Annotated in this window: 15 protein-coding genes; 5 read left to right on the top strand and 10 right to left on the bottom strand. The window is 70.1% G+C overall.

Features of this window, described 5'->3' with window-relative positions; translation table 11 throughout:
• The first annotated feature begins 44 nt into the window (after positions 1 to 44).
• The 3 genes from ACQPYK_RS11545 (at position 45) to ACQPYK_RS11535 (ending at position 4356) form a co-directional block, all read left to right on the top strand.
• Complete coding sequence (locus tag ACQPYK_RS11545) at positions 45 to 1433, top strand: purine-cytosine permease family protein (protein WP_433253985.1); 1389 nt, start codon at positions 45 to 47, stop codon at positions 1431 to 1433.
• A gap of 158 nt (positions 1434 to 1591) precedes the next feature.
• Positions 1592 to 3340 carry an adenine deaminase C-terminal domain-containing protein gene (locus ACQPYK_RS11540; protein ID WP_433253983.1) on the top strand — a complete coding sequence of 583 codons (1749 nt, stop codon included), beginning with the start codon at positions 1592 to 1594 and terminating at the stop codon, positions 3338 to 3340.
• A 2-nt stretch (positions 3341 to 3342) separates the two neighbouring features.
• Complete coding sequence (locus ACQPYK_RS11535) at positions 3343 to 4356, top strand: adenosine deaminase (protein ID WP_433253981.1); 1014 nt, start codon at positions 3343 to 3345, stop codon at positions 4354 to 4356.
• A 77-nt stretch (positions 4357 to 4433) separates the two neighbouring features.
• On the opposite strand, the gene ACQPYK_RS11530 is transcribed toward ACQPYK_RS11535, so the two are convergent.
• Both ACQPYK_RS11530 and tenA read right to left on the bottom strand, forming a co-directional pair.
• Positions 4434 to 5978 carry a PucR family transcriptional regulator gene (locus ACQPYK_RS11530; RefSeq protein WP_433253979.1) on the bottom strand — a complete coding sequence of 515 codons (1545 nt, stop codon included), beginning with the start codon at positions 5976 to 5978 and terminating at the stop codon, positions 4434 to 4436.
• A gap of 20 nt (positions 5979 to 5998) precedes the next feature.
• The gene (gene tenA / locus ACQPYK_RS11525; protein WP_433253977.1) at positions 5999 to 6664 is read right to left on the bottom strand and encodes a thiaminase II; all 666 of its coding nucleotides are present in this window, start codon (positions 6662 to 6664) and stop codon (positions 5999 to 6001) included.
• A 70-nt stretch (positions 6665 to 6734) separates the two neighbouring features.
• On the opposite strand from tenA, the gene ACQPYK_RS11520 reads away from it, so the two are divergent.
• Both ACQPYK_RS11520 and ACQPYK_RS11515 read left to right on the top strand, forming a co-directional pair.
• Positions 6735 to 7319, top strand: coding sequence for a TetR family transcriptional regulator C-terminal domain-containing protein (locus tag ACQPYK_RS11520; protein ID WP_433253975.1), 585 nt, complete (start codon positions 6735 to 6737; stop codon positions 7317 to 7319).
• 13 nt (positions 7320 to 7332) lie between these two features.
• A complete protein-coding gene (locus ACQPYK_RS11515) occupies positions 7333 to 8235 on the top strand; it encodes a haloalkane dehalogenase (protein WP_433253973.1) in 903 nt (300 codons plus the stop codon).
• 74 nt (positions 8236 to 8309) lie between these two features.
• Here ACQPYK_RS11515 and ACQPYK_RS11510 read toward each other — a convergent pair whose 3' ends face one another.
• From ACQPYK_RS11510 to ACQPYK_RS11475, 8 genes are all read right to left on the bottom strand, one after another.
• The gene (locus tag ACQPYK_RS11510) at positions 8310 to 8819 is read right to left on the bottom strand and encodes a GNAT family N-acetyltransferase (RefSeq protein WP_433253971.1); all 510 of its coding nucleotides are present in this window, start codon (positions 8817 to 8819) and stop codon (positions 8310 to 8312) included.
• A gap of 184 nt (positions 8820 to 9003) precedes the next feature.
• Complete coding sequence (gene dapB, locus ACQPYK_RS11505; protein WP_433253969.1) at positions 9004 to 9741, bottom strand: 4-hydroxy-tetrahydrodipicolinate reductase; 738 nt, start codon at positions 9739 to 9741, stop codon at positions 9004 to 9006.
• 10 nt (positions 9742 to 9751) lie between these two features.
• Positions 9752 to 10000, bottom strand: a complete 249-nt coding sequence (locus tag ACQPYK_RS11500) for a hypothetical protein (protein ID WP_433253967.1) — start codon at positions 9998 to 10000, stop codon at positions 9752 to 9754.
• A 58-nt stretch (positions 10001 to 10058) separates the two neighbouring features.
• On the bottom strand, positions 10059 to 11369 hold the full coding sequence (locus ACQPYK_RS11495; protein WP_433258767.1) for a M16 family metallopeptidase: 1311 nt from the start codon (positions 11367 to 11369) through the stop codon (positions 10059 to 10061).
• Positions 11369 to 13696 (bottom strand): polyribonucleotide nucleotidyltransferase, encoded by a 2328-nt coding sequence (locus ACQPYK_RS11490; protein WP_433253965.1) that lies wholly within the window; start codon positions 13694 to 13696, stop codon positions 11369 to 11371. Before ACQPYK_RS11490 ends, ACQPYK_RS11495 begins: the two co-directional genes overlap by 1 nt.
• Before the next feature lie 318 nt (positions 13697 to 14014).
• A complete protein-coding gene (rpsO, locus tag ACQPYK_RS11485) occupies positions 14015 to 14284 on the bottom strand; it encodes a 30S ribosomal protein S15 (protein ID WP_086576834.1) in 270 nt (89 codons plus the stop codon).
• Between the two features lie 238 nt (positions 14285 to 14522).
• Positions 14523 to 16142, bottom strand: coding sequence for an amidohydrolase (locus ACQPYK_RS11480; RefSeq protein WP_433253962.1), 1620 nt, complete (start codon positions 16140 to 16142; stop codon positions 14523 to 14525).
• 4 nt (positions 16143 to 16146) lie between these two features.
• The gene (locus tag ACQPYK_RS11475) at positions 16147 to 17505 is read right to left on the bottom strand and encodes an APC family permease (RefSeq protein ID WP_433253960.1); all 1359 of its coding nucleotides are present in this window, start codon (positions 17503 to 17505) and stop codon (positions 16147 to 16149) included.
• Positions 17506 to 17539: the final 34 nt, after the last annotated feature.

Genomic DNA, 17539 nt, shown 5'->3' with positions numbered 1-17539 from the left:
TCGACAACAGGCCCACCCGTTCCTCTTTGATTCACTGAACGTGAATGTTCAATGACAAGGTTGGAGGCGCCGTGGCCGTCGAGCAACGCGGGATCGAGCTGGTCTCGCCGTCGGAGAGGTACGGCCGGCCGCGAGATCTGCTCTTCCTCTGGAGCGGCACCACGCTCGGCATCTTCACCCTGGTCTACGGCACCGTCGTCGTCTCCCTGGGGCTGAGTTTCCCGCAGGCGGTCATGGCCATCGTGATCGGCAACCTGCTGGCCTTCCCGCTCGTCGGCCTGACGAGCCTGCAGGGCCCGGCCGTCGGCACCTCCACGATGGCGATCTCACGGGCGGCGTTCGGCCCCAAGGGTGCCCGGGCGCTCAGCTTCTTCGGCTGGATCAACATGGTCGGCTTCGAGGCCGGCGGCATGGTGCTGATCACCTTCGCCTCGCTGGCCCTGCTCGACCAGGCCGGGGTCACCGGCCAGAGCGCCGGCCTGAAGATCGGCGTGATCGTCGTCGCGGCACTGATCCAGCTCGTGCTGCCGCTCATCGGGCACGCCGCGGTGATGAAGGCGCAGAAGTACTTCACCTGGGTGTTCGTCGCGATGTTCGCCGTCATGGGCGTCCTCATCGCGCCCAAGGTGCAGGTCGCCCCAGGCGACGGCGCCGACTTCGCCACGTTCACCATCGCGGTGGCGCTGGTCATGTCGGCCGGTGGGCTGTCGTGGGCCCCGCTGGGCAGCGACTACTCGCGCTACCTGCCGGCGAGCTCCAGCAAGAAGGCCGTCTTCGGCTACGCGATGTTCGGCGGGCTCGTGCCGTACATCCTGCTGATGACACTCGGCGCGGCCGTCGCCACCGTGGTCAAGGACGCCGGCGACCCCGTCTCCGGCCTGCCCGGCGCGCTGCCGTCCTGGTTCGTGGTGCCCTACCTGCTGCTGGCGATCGTCACGCTGTTCGCGGTCAACACCACCGACCTCTACTCCTCCGGACTGAACCTGCAGGCCTCCGGGATCAGGATGAGCCGGTCCCTGGCGGTCGTGCTCGACCTGGTCATCTGTGTCGCGATCACCTGTGTGGCGGTGTTCTCCGACTCCTTCAACACGATGCTCAACACCTTCCTCGGCCTGCTGATCATCTGGCTGGCCCCCTGGGCGGGCATCTACCTCACCGACTGGCTGCGGCGCAGGGGCCGCTACGACGCCGAGGGCCTGTTCGCCGACGGCGGGCCGTACCACGGCAGCGGCGGCATCCGCTGGACCGGCATCGTCGCGCAGGTCGTGGGCATGATCGCAGCAGCACTCTGGATCAACTCGACGGCTTTCACCGGACCGCTCTCCCAGGCCACCGGCGGCTCCGACTTCAGCATCTTCGCGGGCTTCCTCGCCGCGGGCCTGGTGTACGCCGCGCTCGACCGGCGCCCCGTCCCCGTGCCCGTCGCGGCCTGACCTGCGCCGGCCGGCGCCGCCTGACCCATGGCGGCCGGCCCATGCCGCCTGACCCGCACAGCCTGACCCGCGGCGGCCGGCCCGTGCCGCCTGAGCGGCGCCTCCCGCCAAGCGCCACCCACCCCGCGCTTCCCGACCCGAAAGGCATTCCCGCGAAAATGGTCGACCGCATCCTGCTCGACGTCGCCTACGGACGGCGTCCCGCCGACACGATCATCACCAACGGCACCCTCGTCAACGTGCTGACCGGTGAGACCTATCCCGCCGAGATCGGCATCAGCGGCGCCCGCATCGCCACCGTCGGCACGGATCTCCCCCGGGGCCCGGAGACGAAGGTCATCGACGCCGCGGGCGGCTACCTCGTCCCCGGTCTGATCGACGGCCACCTGCACATCGAGTGCAGCAAGCTGTCGGTGACGAGCTTCGCCGACCTGGTCGTCCCCTACGGCACCACCAGTGTCGTGTCCGGCCTGGACCAGATCCTCGTGGTGGACGGCCTGCCCGGCGTGCGCGGCTTCCTGGACGAGGCCGCCCGCACCGGCATGCGCATCTGGTGGGGCGCGCCCGCCAAGGCCCCCTACACCGTCCCCGAATCGACCGTCGGGCACACCTTCGGCCCGGCCGAGCACCGGCAGGCCCACGAGTGGCCCGAGTGCGTCGGCATCTGGGAGACCGTGCAGGAGTTCGTCGAGCACGGTGACGAGGCCGTCATGGAGGCGCTCGACCTGGCCGAGCGGCACCGGCTGCCCGTCTTCGGCTGCGCGCCGCTGTCGGACCCGCGCCGGATCAGCGGCCTGGCCGCGGCCGGGATCCGCCTGGACCACGAGTCGTACTCGGCCGAGGAGACGCTGGACAAGCTCCGCCGGGGCATCTACGCCATCGTGCGCGAGTCGAGCGTCGCCCACTTCCTGGAGGAGAACATCAAGGTGGTCTCCCAGGTGGGCGCCCGCCGGGTGGCCTTCTGCACCGACGACGTACACGCCGCCGACGTGCTCGCCGGGGGGCACATGGACAAGCTGGTCCGGATGGCGGTCGAGGCGGGCGTGGACCCGGTGACCGCGATCCAGATGGCCACGATCAACTGCGCGGAGATGTATCGGATCGACCATCTGGTCGGCAGCATCGCCCCCGGCCGGTTCGCCGACGTGCTGATCGTGGACGACCTGGCGGACTTCCGGGTGCGCGAGGTCGTGGCGGGCGGCACGCCGGTCGCCCGGGACAATGCGATGATCACCCCCTCCGCTCCCCCCTCCCGCGGTGCGGTGCGCCCCTTCCCCGTCTCCGAGCTGTCGGCCGACGACATCGTGCTCCGCGCGCCCGAGGGCGCCGCCACGGTGACCGCGCTGGCCATGAGGATGTCCCCCGAGCAGGTCTTCGTCCGCAAGCGGCACGACGTCACGCTCGCGGTGACCGACGGGATCGTGGAGCCGTCCGTGGAGCGGGACGCGCTCTACATCACGGTCGTCGAGCGCTACGGCAAGACCGCCAACCGGCCGGTCGCCCTGATCAACGGGTTCGGCATCACCAGGGGCGCGATCGCGACCAGCGCCGCCCCGGACGACAACAACATCATCTGCGTCGGTGCCTCCCGCTCCGACATGGCCCTGGCCGTCAACGAGGTCGCCAGGGCCGGCGGCGGCCAGGTCGTCGTGGTGGACGGCGAGGTCCTGCAGCTGCTGCCGCTACCGGTGGGCGGCATCGTCTCCGACCTGCCGGCCGCCGAGATGGCCGAGGCCGAGAGCCGCCTGGACGACCTGGCCCGCGAGCTGGGCTGTGCGCTGCCCTCCCCGCTGATGTATCTGTTCTTCCTGTCGATCACCGCGATCCCCGACTACGCCATCACCGACCTCGGCCTGGTCGACTGCGTCAAACTTGAGGTCATCGACCCGATTCTCTCCTGGAGCTGACAATGAAGGATTTCATCGGAGGCCTGCCCAAGTGTGAGCTCCACCTGCACATCGAGGGCACCCTGGAACCGGAGCTCAAGTTCGAGCTCGCCGAGCGCAACGGCATCGACCTGCCCTACGCCTCCGTCGAGGAGATCCGGGCCGCCTACTCCTTCGACGACCTGCCCTCCTTCCTGAAGATCTACTACGAGGGCATGGACGTCCTGCGAACCGAGCCCGACTTCTACGACCTGGCCATGGCCTACCTGCGCAAGGCCGCCTCACAGAACGTCCGCTACGCGGAGATCTTCTTCGACCCGCAGGCCCACACCTCGCGCGGCGTGCCGTTCGACGTCGTCATCCGCGGCCTGCGCCGGGCGCTGATCGACGCCGAGACCCAGCTCGGGGTGCGGGCGCAGCTCATCATGTGCTTCCTGCGCGACTTCCAGGCCGAGTACGCCATGGCGACGCTGCTGGAATCCCTTCCCTACCGCGAGTGGATCGTGGGCGTCGGCCTCGACTCCGACGAGAAGGGCAACCCGCCGGCGAAGTTCAAGGCGGTCTACGAGCGGGCCCGGCAGGAGGGCTACCTGCTGACGATGCACTGTGACGTCGACCAGGAGAACTCCACCGAGCACATCCGCCAGGCCATCGAGGAGATCGGCGTCAACCGCATCGACCACGGCGTCAACGCCCTGGAGGACCCCTCGCTCGTCGAGGCGATCCGTGCCAGGGGGCTGGGCCTGACCTTGTGCCCGATCTCCAACGGCTACGTGACCGACTCGATGAAGGCCGACGCGATCCGCCGGATGCTCGACCTCGGCCTGCGCGTCACGATCAACTCCGACGACCCGGCCTACTTCACCGGCTACGTCCAGGAGAACCTCGCAGCCCTCGCCGAGGCGCTGAAGCTGTCGCAGGAGGAGCTCGTCCAGCTGGAGCGGAACGCCTTCGAGATCACCTGGCTGCCCCGCCATCTGAAGGACGCCTACCTCGCCGAACTCGACGCCTACGCCGCCGCGCCCGGCGCGTCCTGAGAGGTCCGGCGGCTGCGGGGGGCGTCCGGGACGGGTCCCGGACGCCCTTGTGGACTCCCGGGCGGGCCGCCGGCGGGTCAGCGCATCCTGAGTGCCAGCAGGAAGTCGACCCGCTCGTCCAGGGCGTTGAGCGACCGGCCGGTCAGCTCCTCGATCCGCTTCAACCGGTAGCGCAACGTGTTGACGTGCACGTGCAGCCGGTCGGCGGTCGCCGCCCAGGAGCCCGACTCCTCCAGGAACGTCTCCAGCGTCTCGACCAGGTCCGTCTGGTGCGCAGCGTCATACTCCTCCAGCCGTCCCAGCAGCCGGGTGCGGAAGGAACGCCGCAGCTCCCCCGGGATCGCGGCGATCAGCGAGCGATGGGAGCTGACGTCGTCCCCGGTGATCGCCGACACCCGGCCTTCGCCCAGCTCGGCCAGCGTGCGAGCATGCCTGGCCTCCTCGATCAGGCTGCTCAGCGCGGCCGGTCCGGTGGTGACGCTGCTGACGCCGATCGTGATCCGGGCGGCGCCCAGCCCGGCCTCCAGCGTGGCGGCCCCGGCCAGCATGTGGGAGGTCAGTTCGGCGGCGCTGTTGCCCGCCAGCGGGACCAGCGCGACGGCCTCACCGCCCACCGCCGTCGCCACGCCCGGCGCCAACGGCCGCAGCAGCTCGTCGAGCACGGCGACGCCCACCTCGTCCGCGCGTTCGGTCCCCTCGACCGCGAGCGCCACGGCCAGCAGGCCGTCCTCGGTCTCGATGTGCAGGGTGTGCAGCCGCGACACCACCCCCGGCAGATTCGCGTCCCCGGAGGCGAGCAGCCCCAGCAGCTGGTCGAGCACCCGCCGCTCGATCCGCTGGGCCGCCTCCAGCCGGGAGCGCTCCAGCGCCACCAGGGCGGCCAGCTCCACGATCAGGTCCTCGTGCTCGCCGCCCGCACGCACCTGCTCCCCGGCGTAGGCCAGGAACCAGTTGGCGATCCGGTGGGGAGCTCCCCTGCTCACCGGGAAGACCGACAGCACGGTACCGTCGGTCTGCACCGCCGTACCGGGCAGGAAACGCGCCGACAGGAACGCGTGCGCCAGCCGTTCGCCGGCCCCGGCGGGCAGCGGCTGCGAGCCCACGATCACCCGGCCGGTCGCCGACATTACCCAGCAGGGCACGTCCAGCTCCCCCGCCACCGCGGTGACGACCTTGCTCAGGCTCCCGCCGTCCACGAGGGTGCTGGCCAGCCGCCTGCGGGAGCCGTACGGCCGGCTCGGGGTGGCGCCGAACTCGTCGATCAGGGCACGCAGGACGTGTTCGGTGAGCGTGCTGAAGGAGACCTCGACGCCGAGCGCGAGCATCGGCAGCCCGGCGTCGGCGCAGGCGTCGATGAGGTCGGCGGGCGGAACCTTGAGTGCGGTGCCGGAGCAGAGCGCGGCGACCTTGGCCTCGACCAGCGCGGCCACGAAGCGCCTGGCGGAGTCTGGGCCGTCGTGCCAGGTCAGCTCGGTCAGGACGAGCTCGCCGGCCTTGAGGAAGCGGCCCGGCTCGATCAGGTCGGTGGTGGCGATGCCACGGACCCGGCGATCGAGCAGATCGTGACCGCTGAGCACCTTCAGCCCCAGGTGGTCGGCCTGGCACAGGTCCCGCAGGCGCATACCAGTAGGTTAGCCGCGGCTCAGACCGGCCAGGACTCGCGCCGCCAGGCCGCGTCCCAGAACAGCCACTCGTAGCGCGCCGTGGTCAGCGCGTGCTCGCACAGACGTGCCCGATCGGCCTCCGGCAGCGTCAGGGCCACCTCGTCCAGCAGGTCGAGCACCCCGGCGACGGTCTCCTGGTAGTGCTCGTTGCCGTAGGTCTCGATCCACCAGGCGTAGAGCGGGTCGGGCGACGACTGCTTCAGCAGCTCCTCGCCGACCTTCGCGTAGATCCAATAACACGGCACGATCGCGCCCAGCGCCTCGGGGAAGGTGCCCAGATGACAGGCGCGCAGCAGGTAGGAGCCGTAGCCGACGGTGGTGGGCGTGGCGCCCTCGCCCCGTGCGTCGCCCTCGTCCATGCCGAACGCGGCCAGCAGCTCGACGTGGAGGCTGTGCTCCACCTCCACCGTGCGCGCCGCGTCCCCGGCGAACCGCTGCACCACGGCCGGGTCGGCGGCCTTCACCCCGCAGGCCGCCAGCGCCCGCGCGTAGTCGGGCAGGAAGTGCGTCTCCTGCACCACGAAGTGCCGGAAGACCTCACGCGGCAGCGTCCCGTCGGTCAGTCCGGCGAGGAACGGGTGGACCAGGATCTCACCGTAGACACCCTCGACGACCTGCCACACCTCATCACGGAACCGGCTCACGCCAGCGATGCTACCGGCATCACGATCGCGGAGAGTTGACTAAACCAATACGGTCGTCCATATTGGAGGGGTGGCCAGACCATCGAAGAAAGAACAGATCCTGAGCGAAGGCCTTGAGGTGGTGCGCCGCCGAGGGTTCAACGCCGCCGGAGTTCGCGACATCACCTCCGCGGCGGGCGTGCCGCAGGGCTCTTTCACCAACCATTTCGCCTCCAAGGAGGCGTTCGGGCTGGAGATCCTCGACCGCTATTTCACGGACGTGCGCTCGGTCGTGGCGGTCACCGTGGAGGAGGCCGACCACGCGCCGCTGGAGCGGTTGCGGGCCTACTTCGACGCGATCACCGACCGGCTCGAGGAGCGCGGCTGGCACCACGGCTGCCTGATCGGAAACATGAGCCTGGAGGTCACGGAGCACAGCGAGACGATCCGCGCCAGGCTTGCCGAGATCTTCGCCCAGTGGCGGGAGCCGTTCGCGCGATGCCTGCTGGAGGCCGAGGCCGCCGGTCAGATCCGGCTCGGCGTGCCGGCCCTGGAGCTGGCGGATTTCCTCATCACCTCCTGGCAGGGCGCCATCCTCCGCATGAAGGTCGAGCAGAGCCCCGAACCCCTGGAGCGGTTCAAGCGCATCGTGTTCACCACCGTCATCCACCTTTGAAAAGGAAGAACCAATGGCATATCCCCAGGTTTCCCCGATCAGCGTTTCCCGGATCAGCGCGGCCGACACCCACACCCGCGAGCGAACCCGCGTCCTGGACACCGAGATGAGTCACGTCGAGGTGGGCAGCGGTGACCCGATCGTGTTCCTGCACGGAAATCCGACCTCCTCCTATCTGTGGCGCAACATCATCCCCTCCGTCAGCGACCTCGGCCGGTGCCTGGCCCCCGATCTGGTCGGCATGGGCCGCTCCGGCTCCGCGCCCGACGGCGGCTACCGGTTCGACGACCAGGTGCGCTATCTCGACGCGTGGTTCGACGCCCTGGGTCTGACGGAGAACGTCACACTGGTCCTGCACGACTGGGGTTCGGCGCTCGGTTTCCACTGGGCCGCCCGTCACCCGGAGCGGGTCAAGGCGATCGCCTACATGGAGGCGATCGTCCAGCCGCGGCTCTGGTCGGACTTCACACACGGCCGCGACGAGCTGTTTCGCGTGCTGCGCTCCGACAGGGGAGAGCCCCTGGTCCTGGAGGAGAACTTCTTCGTCGAGACGGTCCTGCCCAGGAGCGTCATGCGCGCGCTGACCGACGAGGAGATGGCGGCCTACCGCGCCCCCTTCCAGACGCCCGACTCCCGCCTGCCGACGCTGGTGTTCGCGCGGGAGCTGCCGATCGACGGAACCCCCCGCAACGTCGCCGAGATCGTCGAGGAGTACGGGCGCTGGCTCTCGCAGAGTCCCGTCCCGAAGCTGTTCGTGGCCGCCGAACCCGGAGCCCTGCTCGTCGGCCGAGCCGCGGAGTTCGCCCGGAGCTGGCCGAACCAGCGCGAGGTCACCGTCAGCGGAATCCACTATGTCCAGGAGGACTCCCCCGTCGAGATCGGAACCGCCCTCCGCGACTTCCTGCGAGATCTGTGACTTCCCGCGCGACCTGTGACGCGGACGCGGCGCACCTCAGAGAACACGGCGCGCCTCAGAGAACGCAGTGCTCTTCAGAGAACGCGGCGCATCACGACGCGGGGGGCGAGCTCGATGCCCAGCTCCCGCTCATGAGCCACCAGCGCGGCCAGCTCCGGTCCCCATTCGGCGGGATCGAGGACTGCGAAGCCCCGCTGGGCATACCACGGCCCGTTCCACGGCACGTCCCGGAACGTCGTCAGCGTCACCGCCGCCGAACCGGTCGAGGCCGCGTGGTCGCAGACCGCTTCCAGCAGGCGTCCGCCGACGCCCCGGCGGCCGTGATCCGGATGGACGGCGAGCTGGTCGAGGTGGACCAGCCCGTCCACCCGGCCGATCATCGCGAACCCGACCGGAGGAGCCCCCGCGACCAGGACCCGTGACGGGTCGCGGGTCTCCTCGATCATCGTCGTCCCCTCCGGGAAGACGATGCCCACCTGGGCGAACACCCCGTCGGCGGCGGTCTCCACCGCCGCGAGCCCCGGCAGCTCGCCGGCCTCGGCCCAGCGCACCTCAGTCGAGGTCGAAGATCGATTGCTTTCCATGGAACGGAAGGATATAGCGGCAGCGCACGCAGATCATCAGGGTTATCCGGTGGGTGCTCATCCCCCACAGACCTTCCATCCTGCCCTGCTCCTGCTGGAACTCCGTCCCCTCGCAGAGGGGACAGGCGAGCTCGGATCGCGTCATATCCGGTAGGACGGACGGCTCCCCGCAGGAGTTCCTCGTCTACAGGTCGAGCAACGGCTCCAGGCCGACGGTCAGCCCCGGGGTCTCCCCGACCCGGCGCACGCCGAGCAGCACGCCCGGGGTGAACGACGAACGGCTCATGGTGTCGTGGCGGATGGTGAGGAGCTCCCCGTCGCCGCCCAGGAGCACCTCCTGGTGGGCGATCAGTCCGGCCAGCCGCACCGCGTGCACGTGAATACCCTCCACCTCCGCGCCGCGGGCTCCGTCCAGCTCCGCGCTGGTCGCGTCGGGCATCGGCCCGGCCCCGGCCTTGCGCCGCGCCTCGGCGACCAGCTCGGCCGTACGGCGTGCGGTGCCGGAGGGCGCGTCGGCCTTGTTCGGGTGGTGCAGCTCGACGATCTCGACGGATTCGAAGTAACGGGCGGCCTGCTGGGCGAAGTGCATCATCAGCACGGCCGCGATGCCGAAGTTGGGCGCGATCAGCGCATTGACGCCGGGGTTGTCGTCCAGCCAGCCGCGGACGGTCGCCAGGCGCCCGGCGTCGAAGCCGGTGGTGCCGACCACCGGGTGGATGCCGTGGGAGATGCACCATTCGAGGTTGCCCATGACGACGTCGGGGTGGGTGAAGTCCACCACCACCTCGGAGCCCGCGAGGCCCTCGATCGGGTCGTCCTTGTCGACGGCCGCGACCAGCTCCAGGTCGTCCGCCGCCTCGACGGCCTTGCACACTTCGATACCGACGCGCCCGCGGGCGCCGAGAACTCCAACCCTGATCACGGCCCCAAGGCTATACCGTCCGACCTCGCGGAACCTCGCCGCCGTACCCGCTCCGGACGACGGTTCGCGGGCGAGGCCGGCGCCGCAGGACGCCGAACCGCCACAGCAGGTGCCGCAGGGCGACGGTGACCGTGAGGATCACGATCGCGGTGAGGATCAGATCGGCCGCCCGCCGCAGACGCCGGTGCTCGGCTGACGCCGGCCGGGAGAACGCGAGCGCGTCGCCCGCGATGGGCAGACGACCCCGTTGCGCTGCCATCCCCGGGCAGCGCAACGGCCCCGGCGCGCCGACGCCGGGGCCGTTCACCGCCGGACGGCTAGCCTTCGACGACCCAGCCGAAGTCCTTGTCCTCGTAGGGGCCGATGACCGCGAGGGTCGTCGGCCGGGTGAGGACGTCCTTGGCGACCTCGGCGATCTCGTCCGCGGTCACCGCGTCGATCCTGGCGAGGACGTCGTCGACCGAGAGCAGCTCGTCGTAGACGAGCTCGCCCTTGCCGATCCGCGACATCCGGGAACCGGTGTCCTCCAGGCCGAGCACGAGGCCGCCGCGCATCTGGCCCTTGCCGCGGACGATCTCCTCCTCGGTGAGGCCGTCGGCGATCACCCGGAGGGTCTCCTCCCGGCAGATCTTCAGCACGTCGTCGATCTTCGACGGCAGGCAGCCGACGTAGATGCCGAACTGGCCGGTGTCGGCGTAGGCGGAGGTGTAGGAGTAGGCGGAGTAGGCAAGGCCCCGCTTCTCCCTGATCTCCTGGAACAGCCGCGAGGACATGCCGCCGCCGAGGGCCGCGTTGAACACGCCGAGCGCGAAGCGCCGCTCGTCGGTCCGGGTGAGGGCGGTCGTGCCGAGGACCAGGTTGGCCTGCTCGGTCGGCCGGTGCACCACCCGGGTCCCGGGACGGGCCTCGGCGCCGGGGCCGGACAGACGCGGGGCGATCGGCGAGGCGTCCCCGCCCAGGGCCCCGGCCCGCTCGTAGGCCGCGGCGACCAGGGCCACGACCTGCTCGTGGGTGACGTTGCCCGCCACCGACACCACGGTGTGCGTCGGCAGGTAGTAGCGGTGGTAGTACTCCGCGATCCGGTCGCGGCTCACGGCGTTGATCGAGTCGACCGTGCCGAGGATCGGCCGGCCGACGGGCGTGTCACCGTACATCTCGGCGGAGAACTGCTCGTGCACCATGTCGGAGGGGTCGTCGTCGTGCATGGCGATCTCCTCCAGGATCACGCCACGCTCGGCCTCGACGTCTTCCGGGGTGATGAGCGAGGAGGTCACCACGTCGGCGAGCACGTCGATCGCCACCTGCAGGTCCTCGTCGAGGACCCGCGCGTAGTAGCAGGTGTACTCCTTGGCGGTGAAGGCGTTGATCTCCCCGCCGATGCCCTCGATCGCCGCCGAGATCTCCAGCGCGTCCCGCGTGGGGGTGCCCTTGAACAGCAGGTGCTCAAGGAAGTGGGAGGCCCCCATGTGCTCGGGGGCCTCGTCCCTCGATCCGATGCCGACCCACATGCCGACCGCGACGGAACGCACGGTCGGCATGGACTCGGTCACCACCCGGAGCCCACCGGGGAGGACGGTGCGCTGCACGACCCCGGCACCGTCCTTGCCGGGGTGCAGAGTGGTCGTGATCACGAGTTGCGGTCTTCTCCCCCGCGGCTGCCGCCGCTGGTGCGGGTGCGGGTGCGGCGGGGCCGCTCCTCGCGGGGCCGCTCGTCGGCGCCGGACGCCGGGGGCTGCTCCTCGGCGGGGGCGGCGTCGTCGCCGCCCTCGGCCTTGGCCGCGGCCTCCTTCTCGATGACCTCGACCGGAACCAGGGAGAGCTTGCCGCGCGAGTCGATCTCGGCGATCTCCACCTGGATCTTCTCGCCGACGTTCATGACGTCCTCGACGTTCTCGATGCGCTTGCCGCCGTGCAGCTTGCGGATCTGGGAGACGTGCAGCAGGCCGTCCTTGCCCGGCATGAGGGAGATGAAGGCGCCGAAGGCGGCGATCTTGACGACCGTGCCCAGGTAGCGCTCGCCGACCTCCGGCATGTGCGGGTTGGCGATGGCGTTGATCGCCGACCGGGCCGCCTCGGCGGACGGGCCGTCGGTGGCGCCGATGTAGATGGTTCCGTCGTCCTCGATCGTGATCTCGGCGCCGGTGTCGTCCTGGATCTGGTTGATCATCTTGCCCTTCGGGCCGATGACCTCGCCGATCTTGTCGACCGGGACCTTGATCGTGATGATGCGCGGGGCCGTCGCGTTCATCTCCGCCGGGGAGTCGATGGCCTCCTGCATCACGTCGATGATGGCCAGCCGGGCGCCCTTGGCCTGCTTCAGCGCGGCGCCCAGGACCGAGGCGGGGATGCCGTCGAGCTTGGTGTCGAGCTGGAGGGCGGTGATGACCTCCTTGGTGCCGGCGACCTTGAAGTCCATGTCGCCCATGGCGTCCTCGGCACCGAGGATGTCGGTCAGCGTGACGTACTGGTCGCCCTCGTTGATCAGGCCCATCGCGATGCCCGCGACGATGCCCTTGAGGGGGACGCCCGCGTCGAGCAGCGCCATGGTCGAGGCGCAGACCGAGCCCATGGAGGTCGAGCCGTTGGAGCCGAGCGCCTCGGAGACCTGGCGGATCGCGTAGGGGAACTCCTCGCGGGCCGGCAGGACCGGGACGAGCGCCCGCTCGGCGAGCGCGCCGTGACCGATCTCACGGCGCTTGGGCGAGCCCACGCGGCCGGTCTCACCGGTGGAGTACGGCGGGAAGTTGTAGTTGTGCATGTAGCGCTTGGTGCGCTCGGGGTTGAGCGTGTCGATCATCTGCTCCATGCGGAGCATGTTCAGGGTGGTGATGCCCAGGATCTGGGTCTCGCCGCGCTCGAACAGGGCCGAGCCGTGCACGCGGGGCACGACGTGGACCTCGGCGTTGAGCTGGCGGATGTCCTTGACGCCACGGCCGTCGATGCGAACGCCCTCGGAGATGACCCGCTCGCGCATGAGCTTCTTGGTCAGCGAGCGGAACGCGGCGCCGACCTCCTTCTCGCGGCCCTCGAACTCGGAGCCGACCTTCTCGGCGGCCAGCGCCTTGACGCGGTCGAGCTCGCTCTCGCGCTCCTGCTTGCCGGCGATGGTCAGCGCCGCGGCGAGCTCGTTCTTGACGGCGTTGGTCACGGCCTCCAGGACGTCGTCCTGGTAGTCGAGGAACAGCGGGTACTCGGCGGTCTCCTTGGCGGCGACCTTGGCCACCTTGGACTGCGCCTCGCACAGGACCTTGATGAAGGGCTTGGAGGCCTCCAGGCCCTGGGCCACGGTCTCCTCGGTCGGCGCCACGGCGCCCTCCGCGACGAGCTTGAGCGTGTCGCGGGTGGACTCGGCCTCGACCATCATGATCGCGACGTCGCCGTCCGGCAGGACGCGACCGGCGACCACCATGTCGAAGGTGGCGTTGGCCAGCTCCGAGTGGGTCGGGAAGGCGACCCACTGGCCCTCGATCAGCGCGACGCGGACGCCGCCGATCGGGCCGGAGAAGGGCAGCCCGGCGAGCTGGGTGGACAGGGACGCGGCGTTGATCGCGACCACGTCGTACAGGTGCTCGGGGTTGAGCGCCATGACGGTGGCGACGACCTGGATCTCGTTGCGCAGGCCCTTGACGAACGACGGGCGCAGCGGCCGGTCGATCAGGCGGCAGGTGAGGATGGCGTCCTCGGAGGGACGGCCCTCACGGCGGAAGAACGAGCCGGGGATGCGGCCCGCGGCGTACATCCGCTCCTCGACGTCCACCGTGAGGGGGAAGAAGTCGAGGTTCTCCTTGGGGTTCTTGGACGCGGTGGTCGCGGACAGAACCATGGTCTCGTCATCGAGATAGACGACGGCGGAACCCGCCGCCTGGCGTGCGAGCCGCCCGGTCTCGAACCGGATGGTACGCGTGCCGAACGAGCCGTTGTCGATAACGGCTTCACTGCTGTGGACACCCTCCACGGGGGACCTCCTTGTGGTCGGTCGCCCGCGTCCACTCAGGCACGCGTCTCGCGCCTGAGTCGTCTTCTTGCCGGCTCCCCGTAGGTGCAGCGCCGGTCTTCGATCGAAGCGCCCGGTTCCGTATGGCTTACGCCATGATGACCGGGGGCCACTACCGAGGACCGGCCCTCCGACGCCGTGGGGCGCGCTTGCTGGCGGACGCGGGGCACTATCTCGGCTATTCAGTTTGCTCAGTGAGACGGCGTCTTCGCGGCGCGACGCGCCGGGATGCGTTCACATGAGATGAGGGAGCGGCGCGAGCGCCGCTCCCTCACAATTCTATCGGCGCAGGCCGAGCCGCTCGATGAGCGAACGGTAACGCGTGATGTCCTTGCTCTGCAGGTACTTCAGCAGACGACGGCGACGACCGACGAGCAGCAGCAGGCCGCGGCGGCTGTGGTGGTCGTGCTTGTGCGTCTTCAGGTGCTCGGTGAGCTCGCTGATGCGCTTGCTCAGCAGCGCGATCTGCACCTCGGGGGAACCGGTGTCGGTCTCTCCCTTGGCGTACTCACCGATGATCTGCTTCTTGGCGGCGGTGTCGAGCGACACGTCTCTCCTTGGAATCCTACGGGCACGCGTGATTTACAAGATGCCCGAGCGACCGTGCGTGCCTACAGTCGCCGTGGCGAGATCAGCGCCGGGGTTGTGACGCCACCGGTTACAGAGCTGACATGCCAGGTTACCATCAGCCCCCACGCGCCCGCACACCCCGAGGGTCCGGGCTTCCGTCGGCCGGGCGGGCTCCCGCCCGGCCGGGGACGTCGCCAGAAGGGGCCGGGACGGCCGTTCAGCCGCTCCGGTGGACCACCCTGCCACCGACGATCACGGTCTCCGTTCGCACCTCGGGGATGCGGGCGGCCGGGATCGCGAAGAGGTCCTCGGACATGATCACCAGGTCGGCGAGCTTGCCGACGGTCAAGGAGCCTCGGTCGTGGTCGCAGAAGTTGGCGTACGCCGAGCCGAGGGTGTAGGCCCGGATGGCGGTCTCCAGCTCGACGCTCTCCCCCGGCATCCACGCCGGTCCGCCGTCGAGGCCCCGGCGGGTGACGGCGGTGTAGATGCCGATCATGGGATCCATCTCGGCCACGTTCCAGTCGCTGGAGAACGCCAGCACCGCCCCCGCCTCGTGCAGCGAGCGCATCGGCCAGGCCTTGGCCCATCGCTGCGGGCCGACCGCCGCGGCCCAGTCGTGGCCGGGACCGGCGATGTCGGGCGAGCAGTGCCGGGGCTGCATGCAGGCGACCACGCCCAGCGAGGCGAAGCGCGGCACGTCCGCCGGGTCGAGGCATTCCACGTGGACGATCTGGTGACGGGCGTCGCGGCGGCCGTTGACCTCGAAGGCGTGCTCGACGGCGTCCAGCACGGTGCGGATGCCCCGGTCGCCGGTGGCGTGCACGAACGCCTGGAAGCCCGCGGCGTCCAGCTTGGCCAGCAGACCGGCGAACTCCTCCGGCGGATAGAAGGTCTCCCCCCGGTGCGAGTGCCCGCAGTAGGGCTCCAGGAGCGCGGCGGTGCGCGGCTCCACCACATCGTCGATGTAGAGCTTGAGCGGACCGACCCGGAACCACTCGTCGTCGTGCTCGGCCGCCGCGGCGGCGAAGTCGGCGAGGTCGGCGTCGCTCGTCCCCCGCGGGTGGAACAGCGCCACGATCACCCGGGAGCGCAGCCGCCCCTCGGCTCTGGCCCGCTCGAACAGCGGCAGGTCCTCCAGCGAGTTCTGCGGCTCGACGATCGTGGTGATGCCGAACGCGGTGGCCATGTCGAGGCTGTCCAGCAGCCGGGGATACCCGCGCTCCGGACTGGCCCACGGCACGCCCAGCCCGGCCAGCGCCCGCTGCCCGTCGCGCGAGAGTCCCCGGACCGCGAACTCGGTGACGAATCCGGTCGGCTCGCCCGACTCGTCGGTCTCCGCGACGCCGAACGGCAGGTCCGTGTGGTCGCGGTCGATGCCGAGCAGCCGCATGGCGACGGTGTTCAGCCACATGGTGTGCACGTCGTAGCCGAACACGAAGGCGGGCAGACCTTCGGTGAGCGGGTCCAGGTCTGCGGCGTGCGGCATTCGCCCGCCGGGGATGGCGGAGTACGCGAACGCCTCGCATTCGATCCACCCGGCCTCCGGGTTGGCCTGCCGCCATCGCGCGATCCGCCGCCCGATCTCGTCGAGCGAATCGGCTCCGGCGAGCTGGACGCACGCCTGGTCCGAACCCAGCCGGACGTGGTTGTGCGCGTCGACGAATCCCGGCAGGACCAGTCGTCCGCCGGCGTCGATGGTCCGGGCGGCGGCGGGAGCGTCGGTGTCGGAGCCGATCCAGGTGATCCGCCCGTCCCGTACGGCCAGCGCCTGCGCCCACGGCAGCGAGGGATCGACGGTGTGGATGCGCGCGTTGCGCACGAGGAGGTCGTTCATCGTGTCAGTCCTCGCTGGTCGTCACGACCCACCGGCTCGCCGAGCGGGGGCGCAGGTAGAACAGGTAGTAGGCGGTGAAGAGCGTCACGATGACGCCCGCGATGGCCAGGTCCGCGAACGACTGCTCGATCAGGGCGTAGGCCAGTGCGGCGATCACCGCGATCGGGATCACCGGCCACAGCGGCATCCGCCAGGCGGGGGTCTGGGCGTGGGCGGCCGTGCGGGCGCGCAGCGCCGCCACCGCGATCAGCAGGGAGACGATCGTCAGGACGACCGACGTCACCCCGAGCAGTCCCTCGATGTCGAACAGCGCGGCCATGAGCGCGCCGGGCAGGCCGATGGCCAGGGTGCTCACCCAGGGGGATCCCCACCGGGGGTGAAGCTTGGTCAGGGCGTGGTTGACCGCTTCCGGCCAGGCGCGGTCGCGGCCGGAGGCGAAGATGACTCGGCCGTTCTGCAGGGCCATGACCAGCACCGCGTTCAGGATCGCGATGGCGATGCCCAGGTTGATGAAGGTGGCGAAGCCGGGGCCGGCCCAGGCCCGCACGTAGTCGGGGAAGGTGCCGTTGACCAGGTCGTCGAGTGAGCCGACGCCGAGCACGGCGGCCGCCGTGGGCACGATGATGACGACCCCGGCCAGGCCCAGCGCCCAGAAGACGGTGCGCGGGACGTTCAGGCGCGGGTTCTTGATCTCCTCGTTGAGGTAGACCGCGGAGCCGAAGCCGTTGAAGGAGAACATGGTGACGGTGAGCCCTGCCATCAGGATCGCCAGGGAGAACGCCGAGAGGCCGCCGTGGCCGTCCGGCACCACCGGGGAGACGAGCACCGACACCTCACGCTGGGTGTGGGCGAAGCCGAGCCCGGCGACCACCGCGGCGGCGACGATCTCGATGGCCAGGAAGATCCCGGTGATGAACGCGTTGGAGCGCACGTCGAGCACCGCGAAGAGGGTGGCCAGCAGCATGACGACCGCGCCAGCGATCGAGCGGTCCACCGTGAACAGGTCGGAGATGTAGTCGGCGGTGCCCAGCGCGATGATCGGCGGGATGATCACCAGCAGGACCGCCGACAGGCCGAAGGTGACCCATCCGGCGAAGCGCCCCAGAAGCGTGGTGACCATGGCGTACTCACCGCCGGAACTCGGCGCGAGCGTGCCCAGCTCGGCGTAGCAGAAGGCGATGCCGACCGACACGACCAGGCCGGCCAGCAGGGCGATGACCGCTCCGCCACCCTGGCCCGCGAGCACCTCGGGGACGATGATGAACAGCGACGAGGTGGGGGTGACGCACGACAGGGTCAGCATGACCGCGCCGAAGAGGCCGAGCACCCGAGGCAGGGAGGGTGCCACTTGTTGCTTGAGCACGGGGGAGGACTCCTCACGTGGCGATCATTTGAAC

Source organism: Streptosporangium sp. CA-135522 (genome assembly GCF_050949235.1).
In the GTDB taxonomy this organism is placed as follows: Bacteria; Actinomycetota; Actinomycetes; order Streptosporangiales; family Streptosporangiaceae; genus Streptosporangium.
The sequence above is the reverse complement of the archived record's forward strand: the minus strand, read 5'-3'. Positions and strand labels throughout refer to the sequence as shown.

Coding starts and splice junctions, on each gene's coding strand:
- ACQPYK_RS11545 (WP_433253985.1), top strand. CDS start 45: ATGTTCAATGACAAGGTTGGAGGCGCCGTGGCCGTCGAGCAACGCGGG.
- ACQPYK_RS11540 (WP_433253983.1), top strand. CDS start 1,592: ATGGTCGACCGCATCCTGCTCGACGTCGCCTACGGACGGCGTCCCGCC.
- ACQPYK_RS11535 (WP_433253981.1), top strand. CDS start 3,343: ATGAAGGATTTCATCGGAGGCCTGCCCAAGTGTGAGCTCCACCTGCAC.
- ACQPYK_RS11530 (WP_433253979.1), bottom strand. CDS start 5,978: ATGCGCCTGCGGGACCTGTGCCAGGCCGACCACCTGGGGCTGAAGGTG.
- ACQPYK_RS11515 (WP_433253973.1), top strand. CDS start 7,333: ATGGCATATCCCCAGGTTTCCCCGATCAGCGTTTCCCGGATCAGCGCG.
- ACQPYK_RS11510 (WP_433253971.1), bottom strand. CDS start 8,819: ATGGAAAGCAATCGATCTTCGACCTCGACTGAGGTGCGCTGGGCCGAG.
- ACQPYK_RS11500 (WP_433253967.1), bottom strand. CDS start 10,000: ATGGCAGCGCAACGGGGTCGTCTGCCCATCGCGGGCGACGCGCTCGCG.
- ACQPYK_RS11480 (WP_433253962.1), bottom strand. CDS start 16,142: ATGAACGACCTCCTCGTGCGCAACGCGCGCATCCACACCGTCGATCCC.